Genomic DNA, 18,449 nt, shown 5'->3' on the forward strand with positions numbered 1-18,449 from the left:
GGACCAGCAGGCCCGCCGCCGAAGCCCTCCCCCATGGCCGGTTCACCGAGATCCCCCGCGCCGCGCACGCGGTCTTCCTCACCAACCAGTGCGCCCGCGGGAAGATCGCCGCGTTCGTGGCCGACCCGGCCGCCAACACCGCCGCGCCCTGCCTGGACTCCGCTCCCGCCGGCGGCCTGCACGTGACCGGTGCGCCGTACCAGATCTCCCGGTCGCCGTGGCTGGCCGCGCCGTTCGTGTTGTTCGCGCTGGCGGCCCTGGTCCAGCTGGTGACGGGCGCGCTCAAGGGCCGGCCGGTCGCGGCGTACGGCGGGCTGACCGGCGTGGCGTTCGCCGGGCTCGTGACGCAGTCGGTGTACGGCCAGCTGGCCAGGAACGAGACCGCCCTGGCCGTCGGCATCCCTGACGTGGTCGGCCTCTACACGTGGATCGCGGTCGGCTCGGCCGTGTTGACCGCGGCGGTGCTGCTCCGCGACCGCGGATGGCCGCACATCGCGGCGACCGTCATCAGCGGAGGATTCCTCGTATGGTGGTTCACCTGGGTCCTGTGACACGCATTCGAGAGCTCGACGCCCTCCGCGGCTTCGCGGTGGGCGGCATCATGCTGGTCAACACCTGGCAGCACACCCCGCACGAGCCGAAGAACGGCCTCGACTGGACCATCGAGGCGCTGTTCCAGAGCCGGTTCTACCCGATCTTCTCGCTCCTGTTCGGCATCAGCTTCATGCTCTTCCTGCGCGGCAACAGCCGATGGGCGCTGCTGAGCCGGCTGTTCTGGCTGTTCTGCATCGGGCTGGTCCAGCACACGTTCTACGAGGGCGAGGTGCTGACCGACTACGCCTTCTACGGTGCGGCGGTGCTGCTGCCCGCCTCGTTCCTGGCGCCCGGGGTCCCGGTGCTGCTGCTGGGGGTGGTGGCGATCGCGTGGGCCTTGCAGGTGGGCGGGGGTCCGCTGCTGATCCCCGGCCTGTTCCTGGTCGGCATGGCCCTGTGGGAGTTGCGGCCGTCCAGGCCGTTGCTGCTGCCGGGGTTCGCGGTGGCGGCCGTGGCCACCGGGCTGCTGACGAGCGCGTGGGCGATGACCAACGAGTGGCTGGTCTACAGCGTGGCGGCGCTGGCCGGGGCGGCGGCGTACGCGCTGGGGCTGCTGCTCGCGCTGCGCCCCTGGACGTCGGCGGTGCTGGAGCCGCTCGGCAAGATGGCGCTGACGAACTATGTGTCGGGCACCGCCGTGATCGTCCTGGCCATGCCGCTGCTGGAGACGGACTCCACCCGCTGGTCCGTGGTGGGGCTGGCGCTGGCGACCGTCGCCGTGCAGGTGGTGCTCAGCCGATGGTGGCTGACGAGGTTCCGGTACGGCCCGATCGAGTGGCTTTGGCGGTGCCTGACCTGGTTTCGACTGGTGCCCAACCGGTTAGAGTCGGGCCGTGACCACAATCGCCCTCTGCCAGATCCCGGTGTCCCCTGACCCGTCGACGAACCTCAAGAGGGCCAAGGAGGCGCTCTCCCGAGCCGAAGAGGCCGACCTGGCCATCTTTCCCGAGGCCACGCTCACCCGGTACGGGCGGCGCATCACGGGCCTGGCCGAGCCGCTGGACGGGCCGTTCGTGGCAGGCCTGGCCGAGGCGGCACGCGAACACGGCACGGCGGTGATCGCCGGCGTGTTCGAGGCGGGCCCCGGTCAACTACACGATCGTGTGCACAACACGGCCGTGGCCATCGACGCCCAGGGCTCGATCAAGGCGGCGTACCGGAAGATCCACCTGTTCGACTCGTTCGGCGCGAAGGAGTCCGACCTGGTCGCGCGCGGCGCCGAGCCGACCGTCGTGGAGCTGGCCGGGCTCAGGATCGGGCTGATCACCTGCTACGACGTGCGCTTCCCCGAGCTGGCCAGGGCGCTGGTCGACCAGGGCGCGGAGCTGTTCGCGGTGATCGCGGCATGGGGATCGGGGCCGCTGAAGGAGGATCACTGGGTGACTCTGGTGCGGGCGCGGGCGCTGGAGAACACGATGTGGACCGCGGCCGTCGGCCAGGCGCCCAACCCCGCCGAGTCGTCCGACGGCTACGGCGTGGGCCGCAGCATGCTGGTGGATCCGCTCGGCGTGGTCCGCGCCGATCTGGGCACCGCGCCCGGCGTGCAGGTCGTGCGGGTGGACCAGGAATGGACCGCCACGGCCAGGGCGACGCTGCCGTGCTTGGAACACCGGGTTTTGTAGGGGTCAACCGATCGTAAAGTAGTACCGTGAGCGGAACGCAGATGCAGAAGGTGATCCCGCCGCGTCTGCTCGTGCCATACCTGTCGGGCAAGCGCACGGTGATCTCCGGCTACGTCTATCGGGTGCAGGACTGTGTCAGGCTGACCAAGCCCGAGGCCATCTACTGGGGGCTCGACCTGTCGTTCGACGGATCGGAGTTGTTCGCCGAGGTGCCCGAGTTGTACGTAATGCGGTGGTATGCCCGTGATGTCGACACCTATGCGGTGCCGTACGGGCCCCATATGGGAGGCGACTGGAGCGACGCGCCGCCGTTCGCCGGCAACGGGTTCACGACCTCGCCCGACCACGTGGTGCCGCAGTTCCACACCGTGCCGATGCCGATCCCGGCGGGAGCGGAGATCCTCCACGTCACCAAGGACGCCGAGCGGCGCTTCGCCGACTACGACGGGCTGACCTGGCGGCCTGCCGCATGAGCGGGCAGAGCGAAGAGATCGCGCCGGTCGCCTCCGGCTTCGTGGCCCGCTTCGGCGAGCGGACGCTGCCTGCCGCGCTCGGTCCCGACAACGACCAGGTGGTGCTGTTCAGCGAGGTCGAGCTGGAGGGGTTCGAGCCGGCGGCCGGCTACTGGCGGCGCACGGTGGCCAGGTCCGAGGTGGAGTGGCTGGTGCTGATCCGCACGGTGGGCGCGTTCGGCGGGGAGCCGTGCATCGTGCTGGACGAGGACGAGGACGGGCTGCACATCGCCTATACCGGGCACAGCGGGATGAAGGCGGAGGCGCTGGGCTACTGGATGGTGGACCACGGCGCGTACGAGGTCGTGGTGCCCCGCGAGGAGGTCTTCTCCATCAGGGTCGAACGTATCCCGGTTCCCTAGTCAACCCACACACGCCTCGTGTGTCTCTGAAGAGTGATCGACACAGCGACCATGGCGCAGCCGTCGTTCGCCGAGCTGTTCGCGGCCCAATACCCAGGCCTGGTACGCCTGGCGGGCCTGCTCGGCGCCGACGACCCCGAGGACATCGCCCAGGAGGCGTTCGCCCGGCTGCACACCAGGCGGCTGCGCGACGACGGGGCCGCCCTGGCCTACCTGCGCGCGACCGTCTGCAACCTGACGCGCAACCGGCTGCGGCACCTCAGGCTCGTCCGGCTACGCCGCCCCGACCCCCCTGAACCTGCGCGCAGCAGCGAGCACGACGTGCTCGTCGCCGAGGAGCACCGCGAGCTGCTCGCCGCCGTCGACCGCCTGCCGCGCCGCCAGCGCGAGACCATGGTGCTCCGCTACTGGCTGGATCTTTCCGAGCGAGAGATCGCCGAGGTCATGGGCGTCTCGCCCGGCTCGGTGAAGACGCACGCCAGCCGGGCGCTGGCCGCCTTGGGCAAGGCGCTCCAGGAGGGGGAGGCATGAACGACCTGGAACAGCGGCTGCGGTCCGCTCTTAAGGCGCGTGCGAGTACGTTTGAAGCGGGCCCGGACGCCTGGCAGCGGGTGCTCGATCGCCGGCCGCGGCGTCCGAGGGCGCGGTGGGCGCTGGCCGCGCTGCCGGTGATGCTGCTGGCGGTGTTCGTTCCGGTCCTGCTCGACGGGGGCCTGGGCAGGAACTCCGCGGCCGACGGCGCCGACGGGATCTACCGGCGGCTCATGGAGGGCAGGATGCCGGCCGGCGAGTCGGTGACCCTCGACGACCCGGCAGGAGGGAAACTGCGGCTCTGGTTCGCCAAAGGCGAGATGGGCCAGCCCGAGCTGTGCCACATCGCCGAGCGTGCGGATGTGGAGCCGTACGGGTCCTGCGGCGGCATGATGGACATGGGCATCACCAGTTGGAATGGCTGGTTCGAAGGCAGCACGGCCAAAGGCGGAGCGAGCCGCGTCATGGACTACGGCGTGGCCCGCCCCGGCGTCGAGGCGGTCGGCGCGGTGACCAAGAGCGGGCAGAGGATCCCGGGCACGCTGCTGCGCCCGTCCGGTGCGCCGTTCCTGATCTGGACGGTCACGTACGCCGCCCTTGATCCCGTGTCGAAGGTCGTGTTCACCGAGCCCGGACGCGCCGACCGCGAGATGCCGCGCTCCATGATGATTCGGGGGCAGCTCAAGGGCGAGGAGCAGGCGGGCACGGCCATCGAACTGGCCGCCGGCCTCACTGTCGGCCCTTACAAGACCAAGAACGGCCGGTCGCTGTCCTGGATGCGCCAGGGCCAGCCGTTCGCAAGGACCATGCTCGAGCGTGATGACCCGCTGAAGGACGCGCCGGTGTCCTTCTTCCTCGCCGGAGACGAGGCCTTCGGGGTGGCCAGGAAGGACGTCGCCAAGGTCCGGATAACGGCCACGGGAGGCGGCGGGACCGCCGTGGCGACGAGGCCCGATCCGTGGAACCTCGGCCTCGTGCTGTTCGCCACCGGCCCGCAGGCCGGCGTGACAGCGGGCTACCGCCTGACCGCCTACGACGCCACCGGCAAGGAGATCTGGCACAAGGACTGGGCTCCCGCAGCGCGGCGCGAGCCGAACTACGGCAAGCAGATCGGTGACACGCTCATCCTTCCGCGCACGGAGGACTTCGGCCACGGCCCCGTCCGCCTGCGGTTCGTCAAGTCGCAGACCGAGCACATGCTCTGTGTCTCCGGCGGAGTGGACTACGACGGGCGCAAGGCCGGCGGCTGCGGCAGCGCGATCTTCGACGACCCGAACGGCTTCAGCCACGACACTGTGAACACCTTCCTGCCCGAGCCGGGCACGACCATCTCGTACGGCGCGGCCCGGCCGGAGTGGGAGGCGGTCGACGCGGTGCTCAGTGACGGGCGGCGCATCCACGGCGCGTTCGCGTCGGCCCCCGGCGCCCCCGCCCGCGTCTGGTATGTCAGGTACCCCTACGGCACCGAGATCGCCGCCCACGTCTTCAAGGTGAGGGGCAGACAGCTCGAACAGGTCTGGCATACCCGGCACGACTGCTGGGAGGCCACACCGTCGGAGGGCCGCGCCCATGCTCTGCCCCGCGGGATCACGGCCGCGCTCCTCGAGGAGAACTGCGTCAGGTTCTGGAAGGGGAAGAAAAGCCTCGGCGGGTTCGAACCCATCCCCGGCGGGACGCTGAAGGATCTGATCGCGGCCGAGCGGCCGCTGGAGTGGAGGCAGCTGAACACGGACTGGCACGGCTTCACGCTCCCCGGCACGGCCCGGGTCGAGGTCGCGCTGAAGGGCGGCGGCACGGCCACCGCCGACACCATGCCCGACCCCTGGGGGCAGGGCGTGGTGATGTTCGCGGGACCGGTGCCCGAGAAGGCGGGCAAGCAGGGGATCATGTGGCCGGGCCTGCGGTTCACCGGATACGACGCCGCCGGGCGGGTGGTGTGGACCTACAAGCCGCACTGGCCGCCGTACTAGAGGCCGAGGTTGCGGTAGCGGGCCCTGCGGGTCGCGAGACGGTCCGCCGGGCTCTCCAGCAACAACCCGGCGATCTCGTGCTCCAGCGCCCGCCCCACCCGCTGGCAGAACTGCCTCGGCTCGTACGCGGCGTCCGGCGACTCCGGGATCACCCGGTCCACGATGCCGTCGCTGCGCAGGTCGGTGGCGCGGATGCGCTGCGCCTGGGCGATCTCGGGGGCGAAGTCCACCGAGCGGTAGAGGATCGCCGACGCGCCCTCGGGCGGCAGCGGCGACAACCACGCGTGCTGCGCGCAGAGCACCCTGTCGGCGGGCAGCAGCGCCAGCGCCGCGCCGCCCGCGCCCTCGCCGAGCAGCAGGCAGACGGTCGGTGCGTCGAGCATGACGAGCTCGGCCATGCAGCGGGCGATCTCGGCGGCCAGCCCGCCCTCCTCGGCCGACTTCGACAGGTCGGCGCCGGCCGTGTCGACCACGGTGACCAGCGGCAGGCCCAGCTCGGCGGCCAGCCGCATGCCGCGCCTGGCCGCCCGCAGCCCGGCCGGGCCGAGCGGCGAGGTGGCCCGCTGGACCCGTCGGTCCTGGCCGAGCACCACGGCCGGCGCGCTGCCGAACCTGGCCAGCGCCAGCAGCAGCCCGGGTTCGTTCTCCCCCTCCCCCGTGCCGCTGAGCGGGGTCACGTCGGTGGCGGCGAGCTTGAGCAGCGCACGCACACCCGGCCGGTCGTCGCGGCGGGACCGGGTGATCGCCTCCCACGCCTCCACGGGCCGCAGATCCTCCTCCGGGGCCGGTCCCGCCTCGACGGCGGACCGGTCGGCGGCGAGCACGGCCAGCGCCCTGATCGCGATCGCCCGCAGGTCACCGGCCGAGACCACGGCGTCGAGCAGGCCCTTACTGTGGAGGTTCTCGGCGACCTGCACGCCTTCGGGAAAGGGGTAGCCGTGCAACGCCTCGAACACCCGCGGCCCCAGGAACCCGATCAACGCCTCCGGCTCGGCGGCGGCGACGTGCCCGAGCGACCCCCACGACGCGAACACCCCGCCGGTCGTCGGATGCCGCAAATACACCAGGTAAGGCAGCCCGCCGATCCGGTGCTCCTGGATCGCCACCGTGATCTTCACCATCTGGACGAACGCGAGCGCGCCCTCCTGCATGCGCGTGCCCCCGGAGGCCGGCGCGGCCAGCAGCGGCAGCCGCTCGCGGGTGGCTCGCTCGACCGCCGACACGAACCGCTCGGCCGCCGCCACCCCGATCGAGCCGGCCATGAACGAGAACTCGCACGCCACCACGGCCACCCTCCGGCCGTCGAGCAGCCCCTCGCCGGTGATCACCGCCTCGTCGTAGCCGGACTTGACGCGGGCGGCGGCCAGCTCGTCGGCATAGGAGGAGCCGGGCTCCGCCGGGTCGGCGGGCGGCGCGTCCCACGACTTCCACGATCCCCGGTCGAGGACCGTTTCGATCAGTGTGCGCGCGTCCGGACGGCTCACTATCGCTCCCTAAATGTCTGCCGACGTTGCCATGTTGACGCATCCTGCTGTGTGCCGCGCACAGCTCGGAGTTCTGTGATGGATGTCCTCGCTTCGCTGCGGATCCATCGCAGCCACCGCCCGGTGCCCCCGATCGCGAATCATCCTTCACGTTCCTCCAGCCAGGACAGCACCGCGTCGCCGTCCTGGCCGAGCATGGGCGGCGCCGTGTGCTCCACCCCGGTCAGCCCGTCGAAGCGCAGCGGCGGGCCCGGCAGCTCGATGCGGCCGAGCACCGGGTGCTCCACCTCGACGACCAGGCCCTGCGAGCGGGTCTGGTCCCAGGTGTAGACCTCGTCGAGCGATCTGATCGCGCCGGCCGGCACGCCGGCCTCGCCGAGCTCGGCCAGCCAGTGGCCGCGATCGTGAGCGGCCAGCGCCTTCTCCATGTCGATGATCAGCTCGTCACGGTGGGCCCGCCGGTCCTTGTTGGTGGCGTAGCGCGGCGTGCCGGGGTCGATGCCGAGCAGGGTGGCGACCTTGCGCCACTGGCCCTCGTTGGCGGCGGCGATCTGCAACATGCCGTCGGCGCAGCGGAAGGAGCCGTACGGGGTGATGGAGGCATGGTGGTTGCCGCTGGCAGCGGGCACCTGACCGGCCACCGTCCAGGCCGTGCCGTGGTAGGCGTGCACGCCGGTGACGGCCGCCAGCAGCGAGGTGCGGACGACGCGGCCCTTGCCGGTGCGCTCGCGCTCGTAGAGGGCGCCCGCCACGCCGTAGGCGCCGTGGATGCCCGCGAGCAGGTCGGAGATGGAGGCGCCGACGCGGTACGGCTCGTCGGGCGACGGGCCGGTGAGCGACATCAGGCCGGCCTCGCCCTGGGCGATCTGGTCGTAGCCGGGGCGGCCGCCCTCGGGCCCGTCGTGGCCGAAGCCGGTGATCGACAGGATGACCAGGCGCGGGTTGAGCTCGTGCAGCCGCTCGACGGAGAAGCCGAGGCGGTCGAGCACGCCGGTGCGGAAGTTCTCGACAAGGACGTCGCTCTGGCGGACGAGACGCTCGATGAGCCGCTTGCCCTCGGGGGACTTCATGTCGACGGCGATGGACTGCTTGTTGCGGTTGGCTGCCAGAAAATACGTCGAAATATCGTGATCCGGCCCGACGAACGGCGGTCCCCAGCCACGCGACTCGTCACCCCCGTCCGGGTGCTCCACCTTGATCACCCGTGCGCCCAGATCACCGAGCATCTGCGCCGCGTGCGGTCCGGCCAGAGCCCTGGACAGGTCGAGCACGACGATGTCGCCGAGGGGTCCGAGCACGGTCAACCTCCTGCTTACGTGCGGGCTGCTTACGTCCGGGCGAAAGAACATTCTCTCAGTTGCCCGCCCCCCGTCACCTACCCTGGGTCGGTGAATTCGCTGGCCGACCACATCAGAAGCCTGTGGCCCTCCTGCGGCCCGGTCCGCCTGGTGGCCGTGGACGGGCCCGCCGGGGCGGGCAAGACCACGTTCGCGGAGCGGCTGGGGACGGCACTCGGGTGCCAGGTGATCCACAGCGACGACTTCCCGGTGCCGTGGGAGGAGGGTCCGGGCCACTGGTTCAAGGCGCTCGACGAGCAGGTGCTGCGCCCGCTCCAGCGTGGGCTGCCCGGGGGTTTCCGCAGGTACGACTGGGTACGCGGCGAATACGCGGAACATGTGACCGTCCCGGTGGCGCCGGTCCTCGTCATCGAGGGCGTCGGCACGGCCCGCACCTCGGCGGCGCCCCTGCTGGCGTACACCGTCTGGGTGGAGGCGGCCGAGCCGGTGCGCCTGGCCCGCGTGCTGGAGCGGGACGGGCCCGAACTGGAGCCGCGATGGCGGGAGTGGTTCGCGGCGGAGAAGGCGTGGTTCGCCGAGGACCGCACCCGCGAGCGGGCCGACGTCGTCATCCAGACGTGAGGTGGTCCACGTCGTTGAAGCGGACGAGCTCGAAGGGGCCGCCGCCGGTGCGCCAGACGGACACGGACGCGTTCAGCACCGGGGCGAACGCGAGCACGGCCGCCGGCTCCGCGTCCGGGTCGCCCGCGATGACGTGGCGCAGCCCGAGCACCACCGAGTCGTGCGCGACGACCAGCACCCGCCGCCCGTCCGCACGCCTGTCCAGGTCATCGAGGAAGTCCCTGAGCCGGACGACGACGTCGGCCAGGGATTCGCCACCGGGCGGGCGGAAGGCGTAGGCGCCCTCCGCCTCGCGCCGCGCCACCTCGCCGGGGAACCGCTCCCTGATCGCGGCCAGGTTGAGGTGCGCGAACGCCCCCGCCTCCTGGTCCCTGAGCCGCTCGTCCACGGTGACGGGAAGCGGATCGACGCCCCAGGCCTCCTGCGCGATCTTCCACGTGTCGAGCGCCCGCAGGTAGGGAGAGCACCACACCAGCTCGGGGGTCTCGGCGGCGGGCATGCCCGCCAGTGACCGCCCGAGCGCGGCGGCCTGCGCCCTGCCCAGATCGGTCAGCGTGACCTCGTGGTCGCCCGGCTCGTAGAACAGCGGCCTGTCGCCGGCCTCCTCATGAGCGAGGTTGGCCTGGCTCTGCCCGTGTCGCACCGCCATGATCGCCACCGGACCCATCCCGCCATTTTGTCACGAAGCGGTTCGGCAAATTACGGTCAAGGCCGTTATTCGGGATTGAGGTCGTATGTGCGTATCATCGCAGCAGCACTCCTCGTTGCCTTATCCCTCTCGACTCCGGTCCAGGCCGAATCCACCGCAGCCCCACCCACCGGGTGCGGCTTCCACACCCTCGGCGCGCTTCTGACGGAGACCACCACCGCCGGCACCGCACTGGATGCCGACCACCCGGAGGGACCACGCGTCTACTCCGTCACCTCCAGCGCCTCCGGGCCGGCGCAGCTCGGGATCAGGGACGCCCGGCCGCCTACGACCCCGCCACCGGCGAGGCCACGAACTGGACGAAAGTCGGTCAGAGCGAGGGCATCGTCACCCACAAGGGCAAGCTCTACCTTGGCGTCTACCCCGGAGCGCGGATCTACGAGTTCGACGGGACCGCGCCCAGGCTCCTGCTCGACCTCGGCGGCCAGGAGCAGGACCGGCCCTTCGCGATGATCTCGGCGGGCGACTGGCTGGCGTTCGGCACCGTGCCCAAGTCCGGCACCCACGGCGGCGTGCTCGGCCTGCTCGACCCCGCCACCGGCCGCTCGGTGATCAGGCGGGACATCATCCCCGGCCACAGCATCATCGGGCTGGCCTACCGCGACGGGATCATCTATGGCGCCCCTCGGCCTTCGGCGGCACCAGCACGCCGGCGGGCGAGGCCGTGGCGTTCGCGTACGACATCGCCACGGACTCGCTCAAGTGGCAGTCCACCCCCGTCGCCGGCGACCTCGCGCTCGGCTCGATCACCTTCGACGGCGCCGGGCGGCTGTGGGGGCTGACTCCGGACACCCTGTTCGAGATGGACCCCGCCACCGGGCAGACCGTCAGGACCGTCCAGCACCAGGCCTACGCCTGGTCCACCGCCACGCAGGTCTGGCTGGACACCCGCCTCTTCTTCCACAAGGGTTTCTTGTGGGGCAAGGTGCGGGGGAAGGTGTACCGGTTCGATCCGGGGACGATGGCGTTCGCGCGCATCGCCCGCCCGATCACGAACCTGACGCTCGGCCCTGACGGCCACCTCTACCTGTCACGCAACGAGAACTTCTCCACCTACCGCATCTGCTAACGGGTCAGCCGGAACAGGCGCGATCCCTCGGCGAAGTAGACGTCCCCGGACCTGTGCACCGCAAGCTGGTGCACAGGTCCTTCCCGCAGTACGGCGTGCAGCTCCGTCCGCGGGTCGAGCGAGAAGACGTCCCGGCCGGCGTGCGCCCCGTACAGGACACGATCGCGCGGGTTGAAGGCGAGTTGCCCGCTCGAGCTCTTGCTGTCCGACAGCGTGACCCGTTCGACCACCTTGCGGGCGGCCGTGCTGACGGCGAACACCTCACCGCCCGCGATCCCCCACAACCGTCCCCGGTCGTCGAACGTCAGCGCCGGGATGGCGGGCTTGCCCGGGGCGGGGACGATCTCCCACAGCAGCCGGTTCTCCTTCACCGACCATGCGAACAGCTTGGCCTCCGGCTGCGTCGGCAACGTGGCCGACTGGCCGCTGTAGATGGACGTGCCGCCGTAGAGCACGCCGTCGCGGTAAGCGAGCGAGACGATGCTCTGGTCCTTGACCACGTTGCGCTGGGAGTGCTTGAGCGTCCCGGTCCGCGGATCCCACACGGCCAGCACGCCGCCCAGATGGCCGAGGTCCGGCATGGTGCCCGCGGCGAGATAGCGGCCCGCCGACACCAGCGCCCGCGGCCTGATCTGCTTGTCCGCCGTGAGGTCGAACAGCCGTGCCGGGTTCGCCGCCGCGCCGGGCTCGGGGCTCGGCGAGTACTCGGTGCTGTTCCACGGCAGCGCCGGATCGTAGGCGTAGACCCTGGCCTCGGGGTAGGCGCCGATATAGAGCTTGCCGTCGTGGGCGGTCATGTCCTCGCTCTGGGAGAAGGTGTGGAACTCCTCCCTCTTGCCCGTCACCGGGTCCAGGGCGGCGAAGCCGCCGTTGAGGAAGCCACCGGCGTACATGCGGCCGTCGGGGCCCTCCGCGAGCGCGGTCACGTCGATGGGCTCGCCCCTGACCCCCGTCTGCACGAACGACTTCGCGCCGGTCTGCGGGTTGTAGCGGAACATCAGCCCACGCCAGAGCAGGCCGACGATGCTCTTGCCCGGATAGTCCGGCAGGCCCAGCTCGGCCCAGCCGATGCCGCGCGTGTTGGCCACCCGGCCGGTGATGGACATCCCGGTCCCGGTCGTGGCCTTGGTACGGGGGTCGTAGCGGACCAGCTCACCGCTCTTGACCAGGTAGACCGCGCCCTCGTCGTCCGGGGGCGAGACGTCCAGGCCGTGCGCGACGTCGAGCGTGTCGCTCCACCCGCCGGCGGCGATGTCCCAGACGTGCAGCGGGCCAGGGCTCGCGCCGCCGAAACGGACGTAGAGGAAGCCGGCCGCGACGTTGACGTCGTAGGCCCACTTGCCCACCGGGTCGAAGCCGGCGGGCAGGGGAAGCTGCCTGGTGGTCCCCGAGGCGGCGTCGATCTCGAAGACGGCGGCGGGGTCCTCGGTGCCCGCGTAGATCTTCCCGCCGGCGTAGGAGACGCTGCGGACGTAGGCGTGGGTGGGCGAGAGCTTGCCGTAGTCGCGCACGCCGGTCGCGGGGTCGTAGGCGAACAGGCGTCCGCCTGGGGAGGTGCCGCCGTAGACGGTGGCGCCCTCGCCGGCGGCCACGGACCAGATGAAGTTCTCCGAGGGCAGGGGCCTGCCGAGGTCCTGGACTCCGCCCTGGTCCGTCCAGCGGTAGAGGCGGCCGTCGTTGTACGTGCCGGTGTACACGCTGCCGTCCGGGGTGGCGTCCACGGCCCAGGAGCCGTCGGCGCCCGGCAGGTCGTACCTGGCCACCTCGGCGCCGGTGGCGGGGTCGACGGCGTTGAGGTGGGCGGGGGCGCCGGAGGAGGCGCCCCACAGGACGGTCCGGCCACCGGGTCCGGGCGCCACCACGCCGCCGATCAGCAGCTCGTCCTCCAGCGGGACGCCGAGATCCTCGACGCGTGGCGCCGTCGTGGCCGCCGCCGGAGCGACGGCGCCGAGCACGGCGAGAGCGCTCACCATGCCGCACGCAAGCATGCGTTTAATTAAGGTCATGACCGAAACCTAGGAAGTCGCCTGGTTTCCCGTCAATAGCGGATTACGGTAAAGGAACTAATTCATGCTGCATTCCCGCCGCGCGTCCCGGTTCAGAGGTGAGCACGATCACGCGCCGGCCTGCCCGCCCCCGGGCGCGGGTCACCTTCCCGCCTTTCATATGGTGATCCCATGACTTCTGTCGCAGTTCTCGGAACCGGCCTCATGGGCGCTCCCATGGCCCGCAACCTCGTCACATCCGGGCTGCCGGTCAGGGTGTGGAACCGCACCAAGGCGAAAGCCGAGCCGCTGGCGGCCGACGGCGCGGTGGTGGTGGGGTCGCCGGCCGAGGCGGTCGAGGGCGCGGACGTGATCGTCACGATGTTGAGCGACGGTGACGCGGTACGCGCGGCGATGACCGCAGCCTCGCCCGGGCTGCGGCCCGGGCAGGTGTGGGCGCAGATGAGCACGGTCGGGATCGACGCGGTCGGCGGGCTGGCGGCGCTGGCGGGCGAGCACGGGCTGACGTTCGTGGACGCGCCGGTCCAGGGCACCAGGCAGCCGGCCGAGCAGGGCAAGCTCATCATCCTGGCGGCGGGGCCGCAGTCCGCCAGACCGGCGCTGGAGCCGGTTTTCTCCGCGGTCGGCCAGCGGACGCTCTGGCTCGGCGAGTCCGGCGCGGACGGCACGGCCTCCAAGTTGAAGCTGGCCGCGGTGAGCTACGCCATCTCCCTCACCGCCGTCGTCGCCGAGTCCCTCGCCCTCGCCAAGGGCCTGGGGCTGGACCCCGATCTGGTCCGGCAGGTGATCAGCGGCGGGCCGCTGGACAACGCCTACTTCCAGGGCAAGTCCAAGGCCATTATGGAGGGCGACTTCACGCCCAGCTTCACGGTGTCCAACGCCGAGAAGGACACTCGGCTGATCACGCGGGCCGGGGAGTCGACCGGGGTCCGGCTGGACGTGGTGGCGGCGGCCGGGGAACGTTTCCGGCGGGCGGAGGCCCAGGGACATGGTGACGAGGACATGGCGGCTACGTATTTCGCCAGCTTCGACAAGGGGTAAGCGGTTACGCTGTGATGGCCGCCCATCGCTGATGGGAGTGGAAGTGAGCCCGGGTGGACTGCCGGACGACAGGAGCCCGGGTCCACGCATTCCACGTGACTATCCGTGTGCGACCAGGTACAGTAGGGGCATCGCCGCCCTCCTACGGGGGGGATGGAAGTGGGCCCGGGTGTACTGCCGGAATTGACAGGAGCCCGGGCTTCGCGCTGTCAGCGGGTCTCAGTGCGCCGCAACAGCATGTTGGCCTCCACCTGGCTCCAAAATCTATGATCGCCACGCTCGGCCAGAGATCTCGCCCCCGCAACGATATCCGGTAGCCATAGCAGGGGCTCCAGCAACGGGTCACACCATGACAAAAGCAGCCGAGGCGGCATCGCGTGGCGGCCTTGAAGGACAGCGACCAGTTCGTGATCCCGCTGGTCAAGCTCGCTATCACGGCGCTCGAAGACCACGTCGATCACATGGTGACCGCCGAGCTCCCAAAGCAGACACTCCATACACTTGCGGCGAGCACGCTCCTGGCGCTTCGGGTCCACACCGGCGCCGACGACGACAATGCCTGCAGGCTGTAGCCCGCCACCGCCTCGATGAGCTGGGCCCGCCGCTTGTCGTTTTCGTCGCGCCAATGCAGCCGAGGCTGTCGTCGCAACAGCAACGCGCGAAGATCGCCCCGATAGCGATCAGCTTGATGCGGAGCCACAAGCACTGCCGCCATAAGATACAGGCCGCGTGCGAGCACCATGGATTCATCGACGTAAGCAGAGAATGGGGGGTTCACGGAGGATCATGGTAGCCCTCATTCTCACGAAGAGTGATTAACTCCTCACAATTCGTCCACGGCGGCCTGAGACCGTCCACCCGAAAGCTTGGCGTACCCAGGCCCCCTGTCGAAGAACCGGTCGGCCGGCGGCCGCAGCGTGGCGCGGAGTTCGGCCGTCGCCTGTTCGTCGATGCGGTCCCCGTCCAGCACGACCCCGTAGTCGCCGAGGGCGCCCGCGATCGACACCTTCCCGTCCCGGACGTCGGCCGCCACCGCCCGCGGGTCCCGGTCGTACGGCGAGCCCCAGCCGCCACCCCCGGTGGTGCGGATGCGGATCACCTCGCCCGCCTGGACCGGGTGGTCGTCTACCAGGCCTTCCATCTCCTTGCCCGCAATCTCCACCCGGAACGGCCGCCCGGCGAGACCGCCGTTGACTCCCCAGCAGGACAGGATCGAGCGGTCAGCGATGGACATGTACGACGCGTCCCGCAACATCCTGATGTGCTTGTCGTAGCCGAGCCCGCCCCTGAACATGCCGGGACCGCCGGAGTCGCAGGCCAGCGCCAGCCGCTCCACCCGGAACGGCCACCGCGCCTCGGCGAACTCGACCGGGATGTTGCGCGAGTCCGGCACCACATGGATGGTGTCCTCGCCGTCGGCGTACCAGCGCCCGCCGGAGCCGCCGCCCAGGACCTCGCGCATCAGGTACGGCTGCCCCTCGGCGTCCGTCCCGTACACGCCCGTGTAGCGGATCGTCTCCTGGTCGGCCGGCATGCGCCCGCCCGTGGCCTTGGCCAGGACGCCGGCGAGCACGCCGAGCAGGCGCAGGATGACGAACGTGCGGGCGTTGGTGGGGGCCGGGAAGACGGGCGTGAGCAGCGTGCCCTTCTCCGGGAAGATCATCTTGATGAGCGGCACGACGCCCTCGTTGACGTCCAGCTCCGCCATCCGCTCGGGCGTGTCGGCCAGGTTGCGCAGCACCGGGGCGAGCCACTTCTTCAGGAACACGCCGTCGGCGTAGTCGCCCGCGTGGTTGATCGGGCCCTTGGCCTGCGGCGACGTTCCGGTGAAGTCGATCGTCAAAGGGGAGTCGGCCGCGTGATCGACGGTCAGCGTGATGCGCTGGGCATGCAGGCGGGGCTCGTCCACGCCGTCGTGCTCGGCGTAGTCCTCCCACACGTACGTCCCCTCAGGGATCTTCGACAGCAGCTCCCTGCGGAACGTCTCCGTGGTCTTGGAGATGATCGCGTCGAAGCACTCCTCGACGGCCTGCCGGCCGTACCGCTCGAACAGCTCGCTCAGCCGCCGCGCCCCCATCAGGCAGGCCGAGCACTCCGCGTCCAGGTCGCCGGCCAGCGAGTCGGGCATCCGCGAGTTGCGGGTCATGATGCGCAGCGCGGCCTCGTTCGGCACGCCCTCGTCCCAGAGCTTGATCGGCGGGACCATCAGGCCCTCCTCGAAGACCGAGCGGGCGTGCGAGGGCATCGAGCCGGGCACGGCGCCGCCGATGTCGTCGTGGTGGCCGAACGCCTGCACGAACGCCACCACCTCGCCCTCGTGGAACACCGGCACGGTCACGCACAGGTCGGGCAGGTGGCCGATGCCGCCCTCGGACAGGTAGACGTCGTTGTGGAAGTAGACGTCGCCCGGCTTCATCGTCTCGATCGGGAAGTCGCGCACGATCGGCTGGACGAGCGCGCTGTAGGACCGGCCGGTCAGCTTGCGCAGGCGGACGTCGTGGATGCCGGCGCGGAAGTCGTGCGCGTCGCGGATCATCGGCGAGCGCGCCGTCCGCGCGATGGCGGTCTCGACCTCCTTCTCGACAGAGGCCAGCGTGCCCTCGACGATCTCGATGAGGATGGGGTCAGTCACGCTCAATCTCCACGTTTCCGTATGTGTCCACAGTCGCGGTGAAGCCGGGGTGGATGGGGATCGTGGAGCCGTACTCCTCGATCACGGCCGGGCCCGACACCTTGGCGCCGGCGCCGAGAGCGGCCCGCTGGTGGATCGGGGTGTCGCGGGTCTCGTCGAAGTGCACCGGACGGACGGAGGTGGCGCCCGGGCCCGGCTTGTCCAGGGGGCGGATGACCGGGCGGGTGATGGGGCCGATGCCGGAGACGCGCAGGTTCACCCATTCGACGCCGTGGCGGGGATCGTCGCGGTAGGCGTACCCGTAGAGCTTCTCGTGGGCCTCGTGGAAGCGGCCGATCACCTCGGCGTGCCAGTCGGCGTCGATCTCGCCCGCCGGGGCGGGGACGCGGACCTCGTAGCCCTGGCCGTAGTACCGCAGGTCGGCGCTGCGGACGTAGACGGGGTCGTCGAAGCCCTCGCGGTCCAGCGCCTCGCCCGCCTGATGCTCCAGGTCGTGGAAGATCTCGGCGGCCTTGCCGAGGGACAGATCGCGGGTGACGTACGTGCGGACGTAGTCGTTCTTGACGTCCACCGTGAGCAGCCCGAACGCTGAAACGTTCCCAGGGTCGCGCGGGATGACGACCGACGGCAGCCCCAGGATGTCGATCAGCCGGCACGCCAGCAGCGGCCCGGACCCGCCGAACGTCACCAGGGGGAAGTCCCGCACGTCCAGCCCCCGCTTGACGGTGAGCTGCCGGATCGCGTTGCTCTGGTTGAACGCGCTGATCTCGAGGATCCCGGTGGCCGTGCGCTCGGGAGTGAGTCCGAGCTTGTCGGCCAGGTCCTCGATGCCGGTGCGAGCGGCGTCGGCGTTCAGCGGGATCTCCCCGCCGAGCAGGTGCGGCGGGATGCGGCCGAGGAACACGTGCGCGTCGGTGACGGTCACCTCCGTTCCGCCCTTGCCGTAGCAGAGCGGCCCCGGGTCGGCGCCGGCGGACCTGGGCCCGACCTTGAGCGTGCCTTCGGGCGAGATCCAGGCGATCGAGCCGCCGCCCGCGCCGACCGTGATGATGTCGATCATCGGGATCTTGCACGGGTAGCGGCCGATGGCGCCCTCGGTGGTGATGGACGGCTCGCCGTCGATCACCACGGCCACGTCGGTCGAGGTGCCGCCGCCGTCCAGCGTGATCACGGACTTGTGCCCGGCCGTGGAGGCGATGAGCGCCGCGCCGAGCGCGCCCGCCGCCGGCCCGGACAGCACGGTGGTGATCGGCTGGTTGACGACCTCGCGGGCCGACAGGATGCCGCCGTTGGACTTCATGACGGAGAACGGCCGGCCCAGGCGGTGGGACAGGCTGGCGATGTAGCCGCGCATGGCGGGTTTGACGGCGGCGTCGACGAGGGTGGTGACGGAGCGCTCGTACTCGCGGTACTCGCGCAGCACGTCGCTCGACAACGAGATCACCGCCTCCGGGTGCTCGCGCCACAACACCTCGCGCATGCGGCGTTCGTGGTCGGGGTTGGCGTAGGCGTGCAGGAAGCACACGCCGATCGCGGTGATGCCCTTGCTCTTGAACCAGCGGGCCACCTCGACGGCCTGCTCCTCGGAGAATGGCCACACCTCGTTGCCCAGGTGGTCCAGCCGCCCGCCGACGGTCTTCACCAGGTGCACGGGAACGATCCTGGGCGGCTTGACCCAGAAATAGGAGTTGCCGTAGCCGTCGGGCACGCTCTGCCTGGCGATCTCCAGGATGAACTCGAAGCCCTCGGTCGTGACGAACCCGAGGTTCGCGATCCGGTCCTCGAGCAGCTGATTGGTGGCCACCGTGGTGCCGTGCACGATCGATCCGACGTCGAACTCGCCCAGCTTCGCGATGCCCGCGAGGAACCCGTCCGCCGGGTTGGCGGGGGTCGAAGGGGTCTTCGTGGTGAGGATCTCACCGGTCTGCTCATCCACCGCTACCACGTCGGTGAATGTGCCTCCGGTGTCCACTCCGATACGGACGCTACGCATGGCTC

18 protein-coding genes are annotated in these 18,449 nt (G+C 70.6%); 11 read left to right on the top strand and 7 right to left on the bottom strand.

All coding sequences use genetic code 11. The features are described 5' to 3' along the window. From ETD86_RS55395 to ETD86_RS25055, 7 genes are all read left to right on the top strand, one after another. Positions 1 to 551, top strand: a 551-nt coding sequence (locus ETD86_RS55395; protein ID WP_170223253.1) for a hypothetical protein, incomplete at its 5' end; no start/stop codon positions are given. Further along, positions 548 to 1,468, top strand: coding sequence for a DUF418 domain-containing protein (locus ETD86_RS25030; protein ID WP_211370292.1), 921 nt, complete (start codon positions 548 to 550; stop codon positions 1,466 to 1,468). The genes ETD86_RS55395 and ETD86_RS25030, both read left to right, overlap by 4 nt. Beyond that, positions 1,428 to 2,216, top strand: coding sequence for a carbon-nitrogen hydrolase family protein (locus ETD86_RS25035; protein WP_138668603.1), 789 nt, complete (start codon positions 1,428 to 1,430; stop codon positions 2,214 to 2,216). Before ETD86_RS25030 ends, ETD86_RS25035 begins: the two co-directional genes overlap by 41 nt. Positions 2,217 to 2,242: 26 nt before the next feature. Further along, positions 2,243 to 2,689 carry a hypothetical protein gene (locus ETD86_RS25040; protein WP_246148126.1) on the top strand — a complete coding sequence of 149 codons (447 nt, stop codon included), beginning with the start codon at positions 2,243 to 2,245 and terminating at the stop codon, positions 2,687 to 2,689. Then, positions 2,686 to 3,090, top strand: a complete 405-nt coding sequence (locus tag ETD86_RS25045) for a hypothetical protein (RefSeq protein ID WP_138668604.1) — start codon at positions 2,686 to 2,688, stop codon at positions 3,088 to 3,090. The genes ETD86_RS25040 and ETD86_RS25045 overlap by 4 nt, the downstream gene beginning before the upstream one ends. Positions 3,091 to 3,123: 33 nt before the next feature. Then, entirely contained in the window at positions 3,124 to 3,621 is a 498-nt protein-coding gene (locus tag ETD86_RS25050) for a sigma-70 family RNA polymerase sigma factor (protein WP_246148128.1), read from the top strand. Further along, positions 3,618 to 5,591: a hypothetical protein gene (locus ETD86_RS25055; RefSeq protein ID WP_138668605.1), complete on the top strand. Its 1,974-nt coding sequence runs from the start codon at positions 3,618 to 3,620 to the stop codon at positions 5,589 to 5,591. The genes ETD86_RS25050 and ETD86_RS25055 overlap by 4 nt, the downstream gene beginning before the upstream one ends. Here ETD86_RS25055 and ETD86_RS25060 read toward each other — a convergent pair. Continuing rightward, the gene (locus ETD86_RS25060; protein WP_138668606.1) at positions 5,588 to 7,075 is read right to left on the bottom strand and encodes a carboxyl transferase domain-containing protein; all 1,488 of its coding nucleotides are present in this window, start codon (positions 7,073 to 7,075) and stop codon (positions 5,588 to 5,590) included. The genes ETD86_RS25055 and ETD86_RS25060 overlap by 4 nt on opposite strands. Positions 7,076 to 7,215: 140 nt before the next feature. Beyond that, complete coding sequence (locus tag ETD86_RS25065) at positions 7,216 to 8,373, bottom strand: CaiB/BaiF CoA transferase family protein (RefSeq protein WP_138668607.1); 1,158 nt, start codon at positions 8,371 to 8,373, stop codon at positions 7,216 to 7,218. Between the two features lie 90 nt (positions 8,374 to 8,463). On the opposite strand from ETD86_RS25065, the gene ETD86_RS25070 reads away from it, so the two are divergent. Beyond that, on the top strand, positions 8,464 to 8,994 hold the full coding sequence (locus tag ETD86_RS25070) for a uridine kinase family protein (RefSeq protein WP_138668608.1): 531 nt from the start codon (positions 8,464 to 8,466) through the stop codon (positions 8,992 to 8,994). Here ETD86_RS25070 and ETD86_RS25075 read toward each other — a convergent pair. Then, positions 8,981 to 9,661, bottom strand: coding sequence for a histidine phosphatase family protein (locus ETD86_RS25075; RefSeq protein ID WP_138668609.1), 681 nt, complete (start codon positions 9,659 to 9,661; stop codon positions 8,981 to 8,983). The two genes, ETD86_RS25070 and ETD86_RS25075, sit on opposite strands and share 14 nt — an antisense overlap. Before the next feature lie 418 nt (positions 9,662 to 10,079). Next, positions 10,080 to 10,289 carry a hypothetical protein gene (locus tag ETD86_RS25080; RefSeq protein WP_138668610.1) on the bottom strand — a complete coding sequence of 70 codons (210 nt, stop codon included), beginning with the start codon at positions 10,287 to 10,289 and terminating at the stop codon, positions 10,080 to 10,082. Between the two features lie 78 nt (positions 10,290 to 10,367). Between ETD86_RS25080 and ETD86_RS25085 the strand changes: the two genes are divergently transcribed. After that, positions 10,368 to 10,772: a hypothetical protein gene (locus ETD86_RS25085; RefSeq protein ID WP_138668611.1), complete on the top strand. Its 405-nt coding sequence runs from the start codon at positions 10,368 to 10,370 to the stop codon at positions 10,770 to 10,772. Here ETD86_RS25085 and ETD86_RS25090 read toward each other — a convergent pair. Beyond that, positions 10,769 to 12,778 carry a PQQ-binding-like beta-propeller repeat protein gene (locus tag ETD86_RS25090; protein ID WP_138668612.1) on the bottom strand — a complete coding sequence of 670 codons (2,010 nt, stop codon included), beginning with the start codon at positions 12,776 to 12,778 and terminating at the stop codon, positions 10,769 to 10,771. The genes ETD86_RS25085 and ETD86_RS25090 overlap by 4 nt on opposite strands. A 171-nt stretch (positions 12,779 to 12,949) precedes the next feature. Between ETD86_RS25090 and ETD86_RS25095 the strand changes: the two genes are divergently transcribed. Together ETD86_RS25095 and ETD86_RS25100 are read left to right on the top strand one after the other, a co-directional pair. Next, complete coding sequence (locus tag ETD86_RS25095) at positions 12,950 to 13,819, top strand: NAD(P)-dependent oxidoreductase (RefSeq protein ID WP_138668613.1); 870 nt, start codon at positions 12,950 to 12,952, stop codon at positions 13,817 to 13,819. 377 nt (positions 13,820 to 14,196) lie between these two features. Further along, a complete protein-coding gene (locus ETD86_RS25100) occupies positions 14,197 to 14,391 on the top strand; it encodes a hypothetical protein (RefSeq protein WP_138668614.1) in 195 nt (64 codons plus the stop codon). 251 nt (positions 14,392 to 14,642) lie between these two features. On the opposite strand, the gene ETD86_RS25105 is transcribed toward ETD86_RS25100, so the two are convergent. Both ETD86_RS25105 and ETD86_RS25110 read right to left on the bottom strand, forming a co-directional pair. Next, positions 14,643 to 16,451 (bottom strand): hydantoinase B/oxoprolinase family protein, encoded by a 1,809-nt coding sequence (locus ETD86_RS25105; protein ID WP_138668615.1) that lies wholly within the window; start codon positions 16,449 to 16,451, stop codon positions 14,643 to 14,645. Continuing rightward, positions 16,444 to 18,444 (bottom strand): hydantoinase/oxoprolinase family protein, encoded by a 2,001-nt coding sequence (locus ETD86_RS25110; RefSeq protein WP_138668616.1) that lies wholly within the window; start codon positions 18,442 to 18,444, stop codon positions 16,444 to 16,446. Before ETD86_RS25110 ends, ETD86_RS25105 begins: the two co-directional genes overlap by 8 nt. Positions 18,445 to 18,449 lie beyond the last annotated feature (5 nt).

This window comes from Nonomuraea turkmeniaca, assembly GCF_005889735.1.
Taxonomy (GTDB): domain Bacteria; phylum Actinomycetota; class Actinomycetes; order Streptosporangiales; family Streptosporangiaceae; genus Nonomuraea; species Nonomuraea turkmeniaca.

Excerpts from the sequence above, each read along its gene's own strand:
- ETD86_RS25080 (WP_138668610.1), bottom strand. The coding sequence starts at position 10,289 with ATGATGCTGTGGCCGGGGATGATGTCCCGCCTGATCACCGAGCGGCCG.
- ETD86_RS25090 (WP_138668612.1), bottom strand. The coding sequence starts at position 12,778 with ATGACCTTAATTAAACGCATGCTTGCGTGCGGCATGGTGAGCGCTCTC.
- ETD86_RS25110 (WP_138668616.1), bottom strand. The coding sequence starts at position 18,444 with ATGCGTAGCGTCCGTATCGGAGTGGACACCGGAGGCACATTCACCGAC.
- ETD86_RS25045 (WP_138668604.1), top strand. The coding sequence starts at position 2,686 with ATGAGCGGGCAGAGCGAAGAGATCGCGCCGGTCGCCTCCGGCTTCGTG.
- ETD86_RS25055 (WP_138668605.1), top strand. The coding sequence starts at position 3,618 with ATGAACGACCTGGAACAGCGGCTGCGGTCCGCTCTTAAGGCGCGTGCG.
- ETD86_RS25095 (WP_138668613.1), top strand. The coding sequence starts at position 12,950 with ATGACTTCTGTCGCAGTTCTCGGAACCGGCCTCATGGGCGCTCCCATG.
- ETD86_RS25075 (WP_138668609.1), bottom strand. The coding sequence starts at position 9,661 with ATGGGTCCGGTGGCGATCATGGCGGTGCGACACGGGCAGAGCCAGGCC.